We start from the raw sequence: 16733 nt of genomic DNA on the forward strand, positions 1-16733 counted from the left end.
CCAGTCTCCCACGGTGGGATCAGCTGCTGAGGACCTGTCCCACCACCACCGCGACCAGCGCGCCGAGCACGAGGAACGGGCCGTACGGCACCCGGCGCCGGATCATGGTGCCGCTGCGCCGCATCGGCACCATGGCCACGGTGCCGAGCACGGCGGCGGCCAACACGGACACGATCAGCACTCCCGTGCCGTACGGCCCGATCGCGATGCCGAGCAGGGCGCCCAGGCGGACGTCACCGCCGGCCATCGCCCGCGGGCTGACCAGACGCATCAGGCCGTAGTAGGCACCGAGCGCCACGAACCCGATCAGGGCCCACCCGGCGACCCACGGGTCGCCGACGATGACCGCGACCACGGCGACCAGAGCGCCGGTGACCAGCCAGGCCGGCCGGATCAGGCGCGACGGGAGGTACCACGTCACGTAGTCGATCACCGTCAGCGCGCCGCACACCGGCACGAGGGCGAGCAGCCAGAGCAGCGCCCAGCTCCAGCCCAGCACCAGACCGAGTACGCCGGCGGCGAGTGCGCAGGCGACGGCGGAGCGTGCGCGCAGGCCGGGGCGCGCGGCCAGCTGCGCGAAGGGCACGTGGTCGGGATAGTCCTCGGGGTTCTCCGCGGGGTCGTGCTCGGGCTCAGGGCACTGCGCGATCAACCACGGGACGAGCAGGGCGCCCAGCGCTCCGACGAGGGCACAGACCAGCGCGGGGACGGCGTGCATGCCGCGACGCTACCGGGCGGCCTGGGCGGTCTCGCCCGCCGAGCGCATCGCGTCGAGTGGCCCGTCGTGACCAGTGAACCGGGCGAACTGCAGCACGGCCTGGTGCACGAGCAGGTCGAGACCGGACACGACCGGGACGCCTCCGGCCGTCGCGGCCGCGACCAGCGGGGTCGGCCACTCGTTGTAGGTCACCTCGAAGACCACCTCGGCAGGCAGCGATCGGGCGACGAGGTCCGGCGTCTGCGCGGCCGCGGGGATCGTCGACACCACGACCCCGCCGCGGCCGTCGACGGCGGCGAGAGGCAGCACCTCCACCTCCGGGCCCGCCGGGTGCCGACGGATCGCCGCGACGGCGTCGGCGGCGTTGTCCGGGTTCCGGGCGGCCACCGTGATCCGGCCGATCCCGAGGTCGGCCAGGGCCAGGCCGACGCTCGCCGCGGTCGCGCCGCCGCCCAGGATGGTGGCGGTCGTCGCAGCTCCCGGGTAGCGCTCGCGGAGCGCGGCCGCCGCCCCCGGCACGTCGGTGTTGTCCGCCGACCAGCCGGCGGCGGTCCGCACGAGGGTGTTGGCTCCCCCGGCCAGCCGGGCGATGTCGGACACCTCGTCGGCGAGCGCGAGGGCCTCCCGCTTGAGGGGCGCGGTGACCGACAGCCCTCGCCACTGCGGGCCCAGGCCCGCCACGAAGCCGGCCAGCTCGCCGGCGGGGACCCGCACGGCGTCGTACGAGGCCGCGATGCCGAGCGCGGCGTACCCGGCCCGGTGCAGGGTCGGCGACAGCGAGTGCGCCACCGGGTCGCCGACCACCGCACACCGGATCGGGTCAGCCACGAGCGACCCCCATCATCTAGCAGGCGCCCTCGGACTCGGTGGCGCAGTAGTCGCGCAGCTCGTCGCGGTAGCCGAGGAACTCGTCGTAGGTGGCGGCGAACTTCGTCTCACCGGTGCGCAGGTTGACGGTGACGTAGTAGTACCAGTTCCCGTCGGGCGGGTTCATCGCCGCGGTGATGGCCTCGTCGCCGGGGGCGCTGATCGGGCCGGGGGGCAGGCCGGTGACCCGGAAGGTGTTGTAGGGCGAGTCGGTCCCGTCCCGCTCGGCCTGGGTGAGGCCGACGGTCAGCTTGCGGTCGAGGGCGTAGTCGACGGTCGCGTCGATCTGCAGCCGTCCGGTCTGCCCGGCCGTGCCGGGGTTCTCGATCCGGTTGAGGATCACGCGGGCGATCTTCGCCATGTCGTCGGCCGTCTTGCCCTCGACCTGCACCAGCGAGGCGACCGTCATCAGCTCGTGCGGGGTGTAGCCGAGGCGCTGGGCGGCCGCGTCGAGGCCGGCGTCGTCCGCCGCCTGCTTCCACCGGTCGACCATCGCCTTCAGGAAGCCGGCGGCGGTGTCGCCGGGGCTGATCGTGTACGTCGCCGGGAACAGGTAGCCCTCCGGGTTGCCGCCGGCGAAGTCCGGCAGGCCGAGCTCGGGGCTGCGCAGCGCGGCGTTCAGGTCCTTCTTGGTGAACTCCGTCTTCTTCGCGAGCAGATCGACGATGTCGACCACCCGCAGGCCCTCCGGGACGGTGACCGTCTCCGTCGACACGTTGGCGGGGTCGACGAGGACGGCGACGACGTCGGCGGCCTTCATCTCGCTCTTGAGCAGATACGTCCCGGCCTGGATGCGGGTGGACCGGTCGTCCTTGGCGGCGGCGTCGACGAAGGCGTCGCGGGAGGCGACGACCCCGAGCTCCTCGAGCTCCGCGCCCATCGAGCCCACGGTCTGGCCCGGGTCGATCACGAAGGTGACCTCGCCACTGCCCGGGCCGGAGAAGTCCTCCGGTCCGGCGAACATGTCCTTGACGTCGGAGATCGCACCGCGGGCGAACCACGCGACGAGAGCGCAGAAGAGCACCACGACCAGCAGGATCGGCAGACAGCCGCCCCGGCGCTGCTTGGCCGCGCGCCGGCGGCCGCCCGCGGGCGTGCCGCGGAGCAGGCCGAGGTCCTCAGCGGGTTCGGCGGGCTCCGTGGGCGGCTGCTCAGTCATGCGTCTCCTCGTCCGTGGGGGGCGCCACCAACTCCCCGGGAGGGGTGGCGGTGGCACGTTCGGCATCCAGCGCCTGCTGCAGGATGACGACGGCCGCGACCTGGTCGACCACAGCGCGCCGCTTCGCGCCCTTGCGCTGGTCGCGCAGCATAGCCTCCGCGGTGACCGTGGTGAGCCGTTCGTCGACCAGGCGCACGGGGACCGGCGCGACCCGACGCGCCAGTCGCGCGGCGAAGTCGCGGGTCTTCGCGGCCGCCGGCCCCTCCCCGCCGGAGAGCGAGCGGGGCAGCCCGACGATCACCTCGACCGCCTCCTCGGCGGTCAGGATCTGGTGGATCCGCCGCAGGTCGCCCTTGCCGCGCCGCACGGTCTCCACCGGGGTGGCGAGGATCCCGGACGGGTCGCTGCGGGCGACGCCGATCCGGGCGTCGCCCGGGTCGACGCCGAGGCGGACGCCGTGCCTCATCGGGCTCCTCAGGCCGAGGCGACCGCCGCCGTCACCGCGGCGAGCGCCTCGTCGATCCGGGTCACGTCCGTGCCGCCGCCCTGGGCGAGGTCGGCCTTGCCACCGCCCTTGCCGCCGAGGAAGGGCGCCGCCGCACGAACCAGGTCACCCGCCGCGAGCCCGCGGGCCTGGGCCGCGTCGTTGATCGCCGCGACGATCGCCGCCTTGCCGTCCGCCGCGCCGACGAGGACGACCACGGCGGGCGCGTCGCCGGTGAGCCGGGCCCGGACGTCGGTGGCGAGGGTGCGTACGTCGCCGCCCGTCGCGCCGTCGAGCCGCTGGGCGACCAGCCGGACGCCGTTGACGTCGCTCGCTGCCTCCGCCAGCGCCGCGCCGCCCGACAGGAGCTGGGCGAGACGGATCCTCTCCATCTCCTTCTCGCCCCGCTTGAGCCGCTCGACGAGGTCCTCGACGCGGGAGACGAGGTCGTCGGGCTGCGCCTTGAGCAGGGTGGAGAGCTGGCTGACGACGTCGCGCTCACGCGCGAGATAGGCGAAGCCCTCCAGGCCGGTCAGCGCCTCGATACGACGGTTGCCGGAGCCGACCGAGGCCTCGCCGGTCACCACGACGGTGCCGACCTGGCTGGAGTGCTCGACGTGCGTGCCACCGCAGAGCTCGCGCGACCAGGGGCCGCCGATCTCGACGACGCGCACCTTCTGGTCGTCGTAGGTCTCGCCGAAGAGCGCGATGGCGCCCCAGTCCTTGGCCTCGCCGAGCGTCATGTACTGCCAGCCGACGGGCAGGTCGGCACGCAGTGCGTTGTTGGCGACCTGCTCGATCTCGCGGACCTGGTCGGGCGAGAGCGCGTTCAGCCACCCGAAGTCGAGGCGGAGGTAGCCCGGGCGGTTGTAGGAGCCGGACTGCAGGGCGGTGGGGCCGAGCACCTCGCGCAGCGCCGCATGCACGATGTGGGTGCCGGAGTGCGCCTGCCGGGCGCCGATGCGCCACTGGGGGTCGACCTTCGCGTGCAGCAGCCGCGCGTCGGCGGGCAGCTCGCCGTCGACGACGCGGACCTGGTGGACCACGAGACCACGGACCGGACGCTGGACGTCGAGCACCTCGAGCGCACCGCCCTCGAACTCGATGACACCGGCGTCGGCGACCTGGCCGCCCGACTCGGCGTAGAACGGCGTGCGGTCGAGCACCAGCTCGCCGATCTCACCCCCGGTGAGGACCGGGACGGCGGCACCCTCGCGCAGCAGCGCCAGCGGCCGCGACTCGGTCTCGAGCGTCTCGTAGGCCAGCCACTCGGTGGGGCCGTTGGCGTCGAGGATGTCGCGGTAGACGCTCGTGTCGGCGTGCTGGCCCTTCTTGGCCCGCGCGTCGGCCTTGGCGCGCTCGCGCTGCTCGGCCATCAGCTGCCGGAAGCCGGTCTCGTCGACGTCGAGTCCGGCCTCGGCGGCCATCTCAAGCGTGAGGTCGATCGGGAAGCCGTAGGTGTCGTGCAGCGCGAACGCCTTCTCCCCCGGGATGGTGGCCGCGCCCGACCGCTTCACCTCGCCCGCGGCGAGGTCGAAGATCTGGGTGCCGGCCTGGAGCGTCTTGCGGAAGGCGTCCTCCTCGGCGTAGGCGACCTGCGCGATCCGGTCCCAGCCCGAGACCAGCTCGGGGTAGCTCTCCCCCATGCGGTCGCGCGAGACGGGCAGCAGCTCGGGCAGCGCCGGGTCCTGGAAGCCCAGCAGCCGCATGTTGCGCACCGCGCGGCGCAGCAGCCGGCGCAGGACGTAGCCGCGGCCCTCGTTGCCCGGCGTGACGCCGTCGCCGATCAGCATGAGCGAGCTGCGGACGTGGTCGGCGACCACGCGGAAGCGCACGTCGTCGACCTGGGCATCGGCCCCGGTGGCGCCGTACTTCTTGCCCGAGAGCTCCATCGCCTTCTCGATCACGGGGAACACCGTGTCGATCTCGTACAGGTTGTGCTTGTCCTGGAGCAGGTAGGCGACGCGCTCCAGGCCCATGCCGGTGTCGATGTTCTTGCTCGGCAGCGGCCCGGCGACGTCGAAGTCGTCCTTGGCCCGCACGGCGCTGAGCTCCTCCTGCATGAAGACCAGGTTCCAGATCTCCAGGAAGCGGTCCTCGTCGGCCTCGGGACCGCCGTCCGGTCCGAACTCCGGGCCGCGGTCGATGTAGATCTCGCTGCACGGGCCGCCCGGACCGGGGACGCCCATGTTCCAGTAGTTGTCCTTGAGGCCGCGCGGCTGGATCCGCTCGTCGGGGAGACCGGCGATCCGCTTCCAGGCGTCGCGCGCCTCGTCGTCCCCGGGCAGCACGGTGACCCAGATCCGGTCCGGGTCGAAGCCGAAGCCGCCCTCGGCCTGGGCGTTGGTGATCAGCTCCCAGGCGAACTGGACCGCGCCCTCCTTGAAGTAGTCGCCGAAGGAGAAGTTGCCGTTCATCTGGAAGAAGGTGCCGTGGCGGGTCGTCTTGCCCACCTCCTCGATGTCGAGGGTGCGCACGCACTTCTGGACGCTGGTCGCCCGCTGGAAGGGCGGTGTCTCCTGGCCCAGGAAGTAGGGCTTGAAGGGCACCATCCCGGCATTGACGAACAGCAGGTTGGGGTCGTCGAGCAGCAGCGAGGCCGACGGTACGACGGTGTGGCCGCGCGCCTCGAAGTGGGCGAGGAACCGGTTGCGGATCTCCGCGCTGCTCAGGTACCGCTCGGTCATCAATTGCCTTCCTGGGTGGATCTCATCAGTTGGGGTGGACCGGCGTCCGCGCCGTCGAAGCGTTGCCGCAGGTGGACCTCCGCGGCGGCCTGGCCCCGGGCGACCTCCTCGCCGAACAGCCGGGCGCCCAGGAACGCGGCTCCGATCCGGTCGCGCATGCCGTCGGGGGTGAGCGCCTCGGCGAGCCGCCGGGCCCGGACCATGCCGTAGACCCCGGCCGCGGCCCCGGCCGCGAACCAGACCCCCGCCTTCACGAGGGCACCTCCACGTCCGTGCGAAGGGTCCCCCGCTGGCGCGCCTCGAGGTCGCGCCGGGCCGCCCGCAGCATGAGCTTGCGCTCCTTGCGGGAGCGCTTGACCTCGCGCCTCATCTCGAACCGGATCCGGTTGCGGACCTCCGGCGACAGGGCGCGGCGCAGTCCGGCGGCCAGCGCGGCCGTCTTGATCACGCTCTCGCGGAGCAGGATGTCAGCGAAGAGCGGGGCGGGGACCACCCGTGCGGGCACGCGCGGTCCGTGCTCCTGGCCGAGGTCGGTGATGACGTACTCGCGGTCGTCGACCGTGGCGACCGGCGTCCGCTCCGAGCGGATCGCGCCCTCGTGCTGGTCCTGGAGCTCCGCCTCGATGCCGGCCAGCTGCGCGCGCAGCGCCTCCGCGTCCTGGGCGGCGGCCTCGAGCAGCGCCTCGGTGTGCCTGCGGGCCTGACGCACGGACCGCGACAGCCGGAACGCCGCGACCGCGAGCGCCAGCACGGCGCCGAGGGTCACGACGACCAGCCAGGTCGGGACGGCGAGGTCGGAGGTCACGACGAGCAAGCCTAGTGGTTGCCGCCAGAAGTTGTTCGGTGGCGGCCCGCGCCCGGAGTGCGGGCCGTCCGTCGAGCTCGGCGGGCGACCACTATCCGCCGCGGATGATGCGGCGGACCCGCTCCCAGCGTTGCTTGACGGCGGCCTCGGCGCCGAGCTCGGTCGGACGGTAGTAGGCGGCGTCGCGGACGACGTCGGGGGCGTACTGCTGCTCGGCGACGCCGTACGGCGCGTCGTGGCTGTAGACGTAGCCCTTCCCGTGCCCCAGCGCCTTCGCACCGGAGTAGTGGGCGTCGCGCAGGTGGGGTGGTACCTGGCCGATCTTGCCTGCCCGGACGTCGCCGATCGCCTCGAAGATGGCCGTGGTCACGGCGTTCGACTTGGGCGCGACGGCGAGCGCGATCGTCGCGTGCGCCAGCGTGAGCTGGGCCTCGGGCATTCCGATCAGCTGCACCGTCTGTGCCGCGGCCACCGCGGTGGTGAGCGCGGTCGGGTCGGCCAGGCCGATGTCCTCACTGGCCAGGATCATCAGTCGCCGGGCGATGAAGCGCGGGTCCTCCCCCGCCTCGATCATCCGGGCCAGGTAGTGCAGGGCCGCGTCGGCGTCGGAGCCGCGCACCGACTTGATGAAGGCGCTCACCACGTCGTAGTGCTGGTCGCCGTCGCGGTCGTAGCGCACCGCCGCCTGGTCGGCCGCCGTCTCGGCGGTCTCGACGTCGATCACCGGCTTGGCGGTCGAGCCGGTCGCGGCTCCCTTCGCCCGCGCGGCGCCCGCGGCCGCCTCCAGATAGGTCAGCGAGCGGCGCGCGTCGCCGCCGGCGAGCCGGACGATGTGGTCGCGGGCCTCGTCCTCGAGCACCAGCTCGCCGCCGAGGCCGCGCTCGTCGGCGACCGCGAGGTCGAGCACGGCCGCGATGTCCTCGTCGGTCAGCGACTGCAGCCGCAGCAGCAGGCTGCGCGAGAGGAGGGGCGAGATCACGCTGAAAGACGGGTTCTCGGTCGTGGCGGCCACCAGGGTCACCCAGCGGTTCTCGACGCCCGGCAGGAGGGCGTCTTGCTGGGCCTTGCTGAACCGGTGCACCTCGTCGACGAAGAGGACCGTCTCCTCGCCGGTCGCGACGAGCTGGCGGCGCGCGCTGTCGATCGCCGCACGGACCTCCTTGACGCCCGCGGAGACCGCCGAGATCTCCACGAACCGCCGGCCGGTCTGCTGACTGATGATCGAGGCGATCGTGGTCTTGCCGGTGCCCGGCGGTCCCCACAGCAGCAGCGAGAGCGACTGGTCGCCCTCGACGAGCTGCCTCAGCGGGGAGCCGGGCGCCCGCAGCTGCTCCTGACCGACCAGCTCCTCGAGGGTGCGCGGGCGCATCCGCACCGCGAGCGGAGCCGAGGCGTGGGACGCGTCGGTCAGGGAGCCCCCCGAGCCCGCCGCCCGGGACCCGGGAGTGTCGAACAGCTGGGGCTCGTCATCCACGGTGATCCACCCTAGTCAGCGGCTGCGACATCGACGACGTGAGGCTCGGGGACGTCCGACCGTTGCGAGCCGGTCCGCCGTCCTGGTGCGATCAGATCTGTTGCGGTTTGGTCCCAAACCGCGACGAAACCGCCCGATCACCTGCGGTCTGTGCCCAATCGCCGACTGGTCTGACCAGTGCAGCGAGTGGCCGCCCGGGGCCGGTCCGAGCGCACCGAGTGGCCGCCCGCGGCCGTCGGTCGGGCGACGCGCTCGGCCGATCCAGCTCAGGCGCGGCCGATGGACTTGTTGTCGAGGTCGAACCAGGTGTCGGCGTACCCGGGCTGCTCGACCAGGTCGGTGCTGGGGCTGGCGCCGGGGTCGGGCCGCCCTTCGGAGTCGACCCCGAGCAGGCCCGCGGTCAGCGGCTCGCGCGGCGCCTCGCCGAGGCGCCCCGGGAAGTGGCAGGCCACCTTGTGCTTGCGGCCGATCTGCAGCAACGGCGGCTCGTGCCGGGCGCAGATCTCCTGGGCGATCGGGCAGCGGGTGCGGAACCGGCAGCCCGACGGCGGGTTGATCGGGCTGGGTACGTCGCCCTGCAGCCGGATCCGCTCCAGGCGCCCGCCGGTCGCCGCCTGCTTCACGTCGGGCACCGCCGAGAGGAGGGCCTGGGTGTAGGGGTGGTGGGCGTTGGTGTAGATCGACTCGCGGTCGCCGATCTCGACGATCTTGCCGAGGTACATGACCGCGATCTCGGGGCAGAAGTGGCGCACGATCGCGAGGTCGTGGGCGATGAAGAGGAAGGCGACGCCGAACTCGTTCTGGATGTCCTGGAGCAGGTTGATGACCTGCGCCTGGATGGACACGTCGAGCGCGGAGACCGGCTCGTCGGCGACGAGCAGCTTGGGCTGGAGGGTCAGCGCGCGGGCGATGCCGATGCGCTGGCGCTGGCCACCGGAGAACTCGTGCGGGTAGCGGTTGTAGTGCTCCGGGTTGAGGCCCACGATCTCGAGCAGCTCCTGGACCCGCGGGAGCACCTTGTCCTTGGGCAGCACCTTGTGGATCTCGAGGGGCGCCCCGACGATCGAGCCCACGGTCTGGCGCGGGTTCAGCGAGGTGTAGGGGTCCTGGAAGATCATCTGGATCTCGCGGCGCAGCGGCTTGAGCTCGGCCGCCTTCGCGTGGGCGATGTCCTGGCCCTCGAAGCGGATCGCTCCGGCCGTCGGCTGGTAGAGCCGCGTGATCAGCCGTCCGGTGGTCGACTTGCCGCAGCCGGACTCCCCCACCAGGCCGAGGGACGTCGACTCGGCGACCTGGAAGGACACGCCGTCCACCGCCTGGACGTGACCGACGGTGCGTCGGATCAGGCCCGGGGACTTGACCGGGAAGTGCATCCGCAGGCCGTCGACCTCGAGGATCGGCTTGGCGTCGGAGGGCGCGACCGCGGCGCTGTGTCCTCCGGTCGTCGGTGCGACGGCCATGGTGCCCGGCTCTCCCTCGGTCGGCTCGTTGATGGTCTCGTTCGTCATCACAGCTCCTTGGCCCGGTCGTCGACGGCACCGTCCACGGCACCGTCGACGAGCTCCGGGGCGATCTCCGGCAGCACCTCGGCCGCGTAGATCGCGTCGGGGTTCGGCAGGTGGCAGCGCTTGGTGTGATGGGCGCCGCGCTGCCCGGGCACCAGCAGCGGCAGGTCGGTGCGACACAGGTCGCCGGGCACCTTGTCGCGGTGCGGGCAGCGCGGGTGGAAGGGGCAGCCCGACGGCGGGTTGAGCAGGCTGGGCGGGTTGCCCGGGATCGGCACCAGCCGCGCGCCGGTGTCGCCCGACAGGTCGGGGACGCTGGAGAGCAGGCCCCAGGTGTAGGGCATCTCCGGATGCGTGAGGATCTCCTTGCACGGGCCGTGCTCGACGGCGCGGCCGGCGTACATCACGAGCACGTCGTCGGCCATCTCCGCCACGACGCCGAGGTCGTGGGTGATGATGATGATCGCGGAGTTGAACTCGCGCTGGAGGTCCTGGAGAAGGTCGAGGATCTGCGCCTGGACGGTCACGTCGAGGGCGGTGGTCGGCTCGTCGGCGATGAGCAGGCCGGGGTCGTTGATCAGGCCCATCGCGATCATCGCCCGCTGGCGCATGCCGCCGGAGAACTGGTGGGGATAGTCGTTGACCCGCTTGTCGGGGGTCGGGATCCCGACCCGGTCCAGCATCTCCACCGCCCGCTGCTTCGCGATCTTGCGGGAGACGTCGTGGTGCACCCGGTAGGCCTCGGCGATCTGGTTGCCCACCGTGTAGTACGGGTGCATCGCGGAGAGCGGGTCCTGGAAGATCATCGACACGTCGCGGCCGCGCTTGCGGCGCATCTCGTCGGCGGTGATGTCGAGCAGGTTGACGCCGGCCAGCTCGATCTCGCCGGACACCTGGGCGTTGGTGCCGCGGTGCAGGCCCATGATCGCCATGCTGGAGACCGACTTGCCGGAGCCGGACTCGCCCACGATGCCGAGGGTCTTGCCGGCCTCGAGGTCGAAGGTGAGGCCGTTGACGGCCTTGACCAGGCCGTCCTGGGTCGGGAAGTGCACCTGCAGCTCACGGACCGACAGCAGCGGCCCGGAGGACGCCTGCGCGGAGCCGACGGGGGTCGGGGAGGTGGTGGACATGTCCGGCGAAGTTCCTCTCAGCCCAGCCGCACGCGCGGGTCGATGACGGCGTACAGCAGGTCCACGACGATATTGGCGAGGATCACGAAGGCGGCCAGCAAGATGACCAGTCCGACGATGGTCGGCAGGTCGAAGTCGGTGCTCGCCAGCACGAACAGCTTGCCCATGCCGGGGTAGTTGAAGACCTGCTCGGTGATGATCGCGCCGCCCATGAGACCGGCGAGGTCGAGGCCGGCCATGGTGACGATCGGCGTCAGCGCCGCCCGGAGGGCGTGCTTGAAGGTGACCGTGCGCTCCGGCAGGCCCTTCGCCCGTGCGGTGCGGACGTAGTCCTCCTGGAAGGACTCGATCACGTAGGAGCGGGTCATGCGGACGTAGGCCGCCATGAAGAACACGGCCAGCGTGATCGCGGGGAGGGTCAGGCTGGACAGCCAGCCGCCGACGCCTCCCTCCGCGATCGAGGTGTAGCGCGGGATGTCGGTCAGTCCCCATTGGATCGCGACGAACTTGTAGAGCAGGAGTCCGACGAAGAAGGTCGGGAAGGCGTAGCCGATCAGCGTCAGGCCGACCAGGCCACGGTCGATGAAGGTGCCGCGCTTGAGGGCGGCGATCACGCCGAAGAGCACGCCGCCGACGATCCACAGCACGAAGGCGGAGATCGCCAGGGAGAACGACACCGGGAAGGTGTCCTTGATCAGGTTGGTGACGGTGTCGCCACGCTCGCGGGAGTAGCCCAGGCAGGGCGCGTCACAGCGGACGATCGTCTGGGGCGCGGTCTCGCGCAGCTTCGGGTCGTCGGGGAAGTCGCGGCCGACCACCACGCCCTTCGCGAAGTCGGTCCACTGGTTGACGAAGCTGTCGTCGTAGCCCATGGCCGCCGCGGTCTGCTTCTTCTGTGCGGCCGAGCAGTTCTTGCCGCAGATGAAGGACTCCTGGTCGATCGGCGAGGCGAAGAACAGGGCGAAGGTGACGATGCTCATCACGATGAGCATGATCACGCCGGCGAAGACACGGCGGATGACGTACGCGAGCACAGAGGACCTTCTTGTTGCGTTGGTGGCCGGTGGGCACCGACGGTCGGGGGCCGCCGCACGGGCGGCCCCCGACCGTCATCTGGTTATCGGAGAATCACTTCTCGACGCCGAGCACGGCGAGGTCGGCGTAGCCGTTCACCGACACGTTGTTGGCGTAGCCGGTGACCTTCCCTCCGTGGACGAAGTTGAAGATCGTGATCTCGAGCGGGATGTAGGCGATGTCCTCACCCAGCTTGGCGTCGACCGCCGCCCACTTCTCCGCCGCGGCCTCGAGGTCCGGCTCGGCGTAGGCGTCGTCGATCAGCTGGTCGACCTCCGGGCCGCCCTTGTAGTTGCCGTAGTCGTTGCCGTTGGAGTCGCCCGTGAGGTTGATCCGGCTGTCGAACAGCGGCGGGATGACGGTGCCGGCCGAGGCCCAGTCAGCACCCCAACCACCCCAGGTGACGTCGAAGTCGGCGTCCGGCTTCTGGATCACGGCGTAGTAGGTGTCCTCCAGCGGGTCCAGCTCGGTCTGGAAGCCGGCGCTGTCCCAGGCCGCCTTGAGGGCGGAGGCCTGGTTGTCGGAGGTCGGCGTGCCACCGGAGTAGGTGAACTTGATCTTCACCGGCTTCGGGGCCGAGCACTTCTCGAGCGCGGCCTTGGCGCCCTCGATGTCACCCTCCAGCGGGATGTCGGCGAAGGCCGGGTTGGGCTCGTAGCCCGGGACGCTGGGGTTGATCACCGAGTCGGTGGCCTTGAAGTAGTTCTCGCCACCACCGGCCTTGATCCAGCCCGCACGGTCGGTCGACAGCTTGAGCGCCTCACGGCAGTTGGCGTCCTTGAAGACCGGCGAGTTGAAGTTCGGCAGCACGTAGTCGACGTACGGCGACTCGACCTGCGTGTAGCGGTCGCCGGCCTCGTCCTTGCGGCTGAACAGCGCGGGCGGGAGGCGACGCTCGGTCACGGCGTACTGCGCGTCACCGGAGTCGGCGAGCAGCTGCTCGTAGATCGCCTCGTCGGTGTCACCCTCGCGGAAGTCCCAGGTGTCCGGGTAGGCCTTGCGGATCGGGTCGGTCGACTCGTCCCAGTTCTCGTTGCGGACGAACTTGCCGCCCGTGCCTTCCTTCCAGTCACCGTCCAGCTTGTAGGGGCCGTTGGAGATGATCTCGAAGTTGTTGGCGTCACCCTTGTCGAGGTCGGCCCGGTACGGGTCGAGGTAGCGCAGCTGCGCGATCGACAGCGGGAAGTCCGGCCACGCCTTCTTGAACCGGTACGTGATCGTCTGGCCGTCGCAGGTGACGGCCTTGTCGAAGAGGTCCTGACCCTGCTTGGAGTAGGGACCCTTGTAGGCCGGCAGGTCGTCGTCGCCGGTCGGGATGTCCAGGTAGGTGAACAGGTAGTTCGCCGGACCGCCGATGATCACGTCGGTCGCGAAGTTGCGCGACGCGCCGTACTTGAAGTCCTCACACGTGATCGGCTGGCCGTCCTCCCACTTGACGTCGTCGCGGACGGTGAAGGTCCACGTCTTGCCGCCGTCCTCGGTGGTGCCGGTGTCGGTCGCGAGGTCGGCGACCGGCGTGGTGCCCTCGACCGGGTCGTTGGACGCGGGCAGCGCCACGAGGCTCCGGTAGAACAGGCGACCCGAGTTGTTCAGGTCGCGGCCGATGTACATGCGCTGGGGGTCCCAGTGCTCGACGGTCCGCGGACCGACGAAGAAGATGGCGTTGCCGCCCTTCTCCGCCTTGCCGCCGCTGCTGCTGCCGCCGTTGTCGTCGTCGCCGCTGCCACCGCCACACGCGGCCAGCGTGGCCGCGAGCGCCGTGGCGGCGAGCGCAGCCAATGGCTTCTTGGTGAAGGCCATTCAACTATCTCCTTTTCGGTGAGTGGCGCCGGCCCGGGCCGGCGCCGCAACGCTCCATGTCCCTAATGTCGACGGAGCACTGGGTCCTGTTATCGGTTCGACTTGGGGTCGAGCGCGTCGCGGGCGCCGTCGCCGACGAGGTTGAACACCACGACGATGAGGGCCAGCAGCAGGCCCGGGAGGAAGAAGTACGTCGGATCGCCGCTGGTGTAGTCCTTGGAGTGGGCGAGGATGTTGCCCAGCGTGGGGGTCGGCGGCTTGATGCCGACACCGAGGAAGTTGAAGGCCGCCTCCGCGGAGATGTAGGCCGGCACCAGCAGGGTGAGGTACACGAGCACCGGGGCCCACACGTTCGGCAGCACCTCCTTGAAGTAGAGGCGTCGCCGCGAGGCGCCGAACAGCCGCGCGGCCTCGATGAACTCGCGCTCGCGGATCGAGAGCACCTGCCCGCGCACCACGCGGGCGACGGGCGGCCAGCCGAAGGCGGCCAGGATGGCGATGACGAACAGGGCGTTCGACCGGTCCGCGTCCCGGAGGAAGCCCATGCCCCAGACGTCGGAGACCTGGGTGCGCAGCAGCAGGACCGTCGGCGCGGCCAGCGCGAGCAGCATCATGGTCTGGGGGAAGGACAGCGTGAGGTCGATGATCCGGCCGATCGTGGCGTCGATGAAGCCGCCCGAGAATCCGGCGATGATGCCGAGGATCGCGCCGATGATCACCGTGATCAGGGTGCCGGTCAGCGCGATGCCCAGCGACCAGGAGATCGCCAGCATCAGCCGCGACAGCAGGTCGCGACCGAGACCGGGGTCGACGCCGAGCGGGTGGTCCCAGCTCACGCCGCCGAACGCGCCGCTCGGAACGACTCCGTCCTCGGAGAGCAGGTCCTGGTTCGGCTGGTTGGGGTTGAGCACGCCCGTCGCCACCAGGATCGGAGCGGCGATCGCGCACAGGACGATCAGCACCGCCAGGACGAAGGAGATCATCGAGAGCTTGTCCGCCCGGAACCTGGCGATCGCCAGCTGGGTCGGGGATCGTCCGGCGACCTTGACGACGCCGTCGTCCTCGACCGGAACCTCAGTCTCGTGGATCTCCAGTTCGGAGCCCGGGATCGTCATCTTCACCTCGTCGCCGTGCGTCACGGATGCGACGCGCACCACGTGGGTCGCGCGCCGTCCGTGACATTAGGCGTACTTGGTGCGTCAAGGCGATAGCGACGCGGTAACGGTTTGGTCTCGACGGCCGGCAAAGCGTCCGGCGAGGACGCCCTCAGGACTTGTTTTCGTCCTCCGGACGGGCGTCTACACCGGCTTCCTTCCGCTGCTCGGCACTGATGGGCGCGGGGGCGGCCGTCAGCGGGTCGAAGCCTCCGCCGGTCTTGGGGAAGGCGATGACGTCGCGGATGGAGTCGGTGCCGGCCAGCAGCGCCGTCACCCGGTCCCAGCCGAAGGCGATGCCGCCGTGCGGAGGGGCGCCGTACTTGAACGCCTCGAGCAGGAAGCCGAACTTCTCCTCGGCCTCCTCCTGGCCGATGCCCATGACCTCGAAGACCCGCTTCTGGATGTCTTCCCGGTGGATACGGATCGACCCTCCGCCGATCTCGTTGCCGTTGCAGACGATGTCGTAGGCCCACGCCAGGGCGTCGCCGGGGTCGCGGTCGAAGCCGTCGAGGTCCTGCGGGCTGGTGAAGGCGTGGTGGACCGCGGTCCACGCTCCCCCGCCGACGGCGACGTCACCGGCCGCGGTCGCCTCGTCGGCCGGCTCGAACAGCGGCGCGTCGACCACCCACAGGAAGCTCCAGGCGTCCTCGTCGAGCAGGCCGGTACGACGGCCGATCTCGAGCCGCGCGGCGCCCAGGAGCGCGCGGCTGCTCTTTACCGCGCCCGCGGCGAAGAAGACACAGTCGCCGGGCTGCGCGCCGACGTGGGCGGCCAGACCGGACTTCTCCTCCTCGGAGAGGTTCTTGGCGACCGGTCCGCCGAGCTCACCGTCCTCCTGGACGAGCACGTAGGCCAGACCGCGGGCGCCACGCTGCTTGGCCCACTCCTGCCACGCGTCGAGCTGCTTGCGCGGCTGGCTCGCGCCCCCGGGCATGACCACCGCGCCGACGTACGGCGCCTGGAAGACGCGGAAGGGCGTGTCCTTGAAGTAGTCGGTGCACTCGACGAGCTCGAGGCCCATGCGCAGGTCGGGCTTGTCGGAGCCGTACTTGGCCATCGCCTCGGCGTAGGTCATCCGCCGCAGCGGCAGCTCGACCTCGACGCCGACGAGCTTCCACAGCGCGGCGACGATCTCCTCGCCCAGGGCGATCACGTCGTCCTGGGTCACGAAGCTCATCTCGATGTCGAGCTGGGTGAACTCCGGCTGTCGGTCGGAGCGGAAGTCCTCGTCGCGGTAGCAGCGCGCGATCTGGTAGTAGCGCTCCAGCCCGCCGACCATGAGCAGTTGCTTGAACAGCTGAGGGCTCTGCGGCAGGGCGTACCAGCTGCCGGGAGCGAGACGGGCGGGCACGAGGAAGTCGCGGGCGCCCTCGGGCGTACTGCGCGTCAGCGTCGGGGTCTCGACCTCCACGAAGTCATGGCGCGCCAGCACGTCGCGGGCCGCCTTGTTGACCTGGCTGCGCAGCCGGATGGCCTGCGCGGGGCCGCTGCGGCGCAGGTCGAGGTAGCGGTGCTTGAGCCGCACCTCCTCGCCGACGTCGACGTGGTCGCTGATCGGGAACGGGAGCGGGGCCGAGGCGCTGAGCACCTCGACGTCGCTGGCCACGACCTCGATCGCGCCCGTGGGGAGGTTCGGGTTCTCGCGGCCCTCGCCGCGAGCGATCACCTCGCCGGTGACCCGCAGGCAGAACTCCGAGCGCAGGCTGTGGGCGACGGCCTCGTCGCGGATCACGACCTGGACGACGCCGCTGGCCTCGCGCAGGTCGATGAACGCCACACCACCGTGATCGCGCCGATTGGCCACCCACCCCGCGAGGGTGACGACCTGGCCGACGTGCTCGGCGCGCAGGGCGCCGGCACTGTGCGTCCTCAT

General features: G+C 71.1%; 14 protein-coding genes. All 14 read right to left on the reverse strand.

Annotated elements, in window-relative coordinates:
* Positions 1–19: 19 nt before the first annotated feature.
* Positions 20–718 (reverse strand): A24 family peptidase, encoded by a 699-nt coding sequence (locus ACPZVR_RS12265; protein WP_436699870.1) that lies wholly within the window; start codon positions 716–718, stop codon positions 20–22.
* A 9-nt stretch (positions 719–727) separates the two neighbouring features.
* Complete coding sequence (locus ACPZVR_RS12270; protein ID WP_436699871.1) at positions 728–1546, reverse strand: shikimate dehydrogenase; 819 nt, start codon at positions 1544–1546, stop codon at positions 728–730.
* Positions 1547–1562: 16 nt separating this feature from the next.
* Positions 1563–2744: an endolytic transglycosylase MltG gene (mltG, locus tag ACPZVR_RS12275; protein ID WP_436699872.1), complete on the reverse strand. Its 1182-nt coding sequence runs from the start codon at positions 2742–2744 to the stop codon at positions 1563–1565.
* Positions 2737–3210 (reverse strand): Holliday junction resolvase RuvX, encoded by a 474-nt coding sequence (gene ruvX, locus ACPZVR_RS12280; RefSeq protein ID WP_436699873.1) that lies wholly within the window; start codon positions 3208–3210, stop codon positions 2737–2739. Before ruvX ends, mltG begins: the two co-directional genes overlap by 8 nt.
* An 8-nt stretch (positions 3211–3218) precedes the next feature.
* Positions 3219–5915 (reverse strand): alanine--tRNA ligase, encoded by a 2697-nt coding sequence (alaS, locus tag ACPZVR_RS12285; protein ID WP_436699874.1) that lies wholly within the window; start codon positions 5913–5915, stop codon positions 3219–3221.
* Complete coding sequence (locus tag ACPZVR_RS12290; protein ID WP_436699875.1) at positions 5915–6169, reverse strand: DUF6167 family protein; 255 nt, start codon at positions 6167–6169, stop codon at positions 5915–5917. Before ACPZVR_RS12290 ends, alaS begins: the two co-directional genes overlap by 1 nt.
* Complete coding sequence (locus ACPZVR_RS12295; RefSeq protein ID WP_436699876.1) at positions 6166–6720, reverse strand: hypothetical protein; 555 nt, start codon at positions 6718–6720, stop codon at positions 6166–6168. The genes ACPZVR_RS12290 and ACPZVR_RS12295 overlap by 4 nt, the downstream gene beginning before the upstream one ends.
* 91 nt (positions 6721–6811) lie before the next feature.
* Positions 6812–8194 (reverse strand): replication-associated recombination protein A, encoded by a 1383-nt coding sequence (locus ACPZVR_RS12300; RefSeq protein WP_436699877.1) that lies wholly within the window; start codon positions 8192–8194, stop codon positions 6812–6814.
* A 266-nt stretch (positions 8195–8460) separates the two neighbouring features.
* Complete coding sequence (locus ACPZVR_RS12305) at positions 8461–9654, reverse strand: ABC transporter ATP-binding protein (protein WP_436699932.1); 1194 nt, start codon at positions 9652–9654, stop codon at positions 8461–8463.
* A gap of 47 nt (positions 9655–9701) precedes the next feature.
* Positions 9702–10829: an ABC transporter ATP-binding protein gene (locus tag ACPZVR_RS12310; RefSeq protein ID WP_436699878.1), complete on the reverse strand. Its 1128-nt coding sequence runs from the start codon at positions 10827–10829 to the stop codon at positions 9702–9704.
* Positions 10830–10846: 17 nt separating this feature from the next.
* Complete coding sequence (locus tag ACPZVR_RS12315) at positions 10847–11863, reverse strand: ABC transporter permease (RefSeq protein ID WP_436699879.1); 1017 nt, start codon at positions 11861–11863, stop codon at positions 10847–10849.
* Positions 11864–11957: 94 nt separating this feature from the next.
* Complete coding sequence (locus ACPZVR_RS12320) at positions 11958–13703, reverse strand: ABC transporter substrate-binding protein (RefSeq protein WP_436699880.1); 1746 nt, start codon at positions 13701–13703, stop codon at positions 11958–11960.
* 89 nt (positions 13704–13792) lie between these two features.
* Complete coding sequence (locus ACPZVR_RS12325; RefSeq protein ID WP_436699881.1) at positions 13793–14818, reverse strand: ABC transporter permease; 1026 nt, start codon at positions 14816–14818, stop codon at positions 13793–13795.
* A 151-nt stretch (positions 14819–14969) separates the two neighbouring features.
* Complete coding sequence (gene aspS / locus ACPZVR_RS12330; protein WP_436699882.1) at positions 14970–16733, reverse strand: aspartate--tRNA ligase; 1764 nt, start codon at positions 16731–16733, stop codon at positions 14970–14972.

It is taken from the genome of Nocardioides segetis (assembly GCF_051390595.1).
In the GTDB taxonomy this organism is placed as follows: domain Bacteria; phylum Actinomycetota; class Actinomycetes; order Propionibacteriales; family Nocardioidaceae; genus Nocardioides.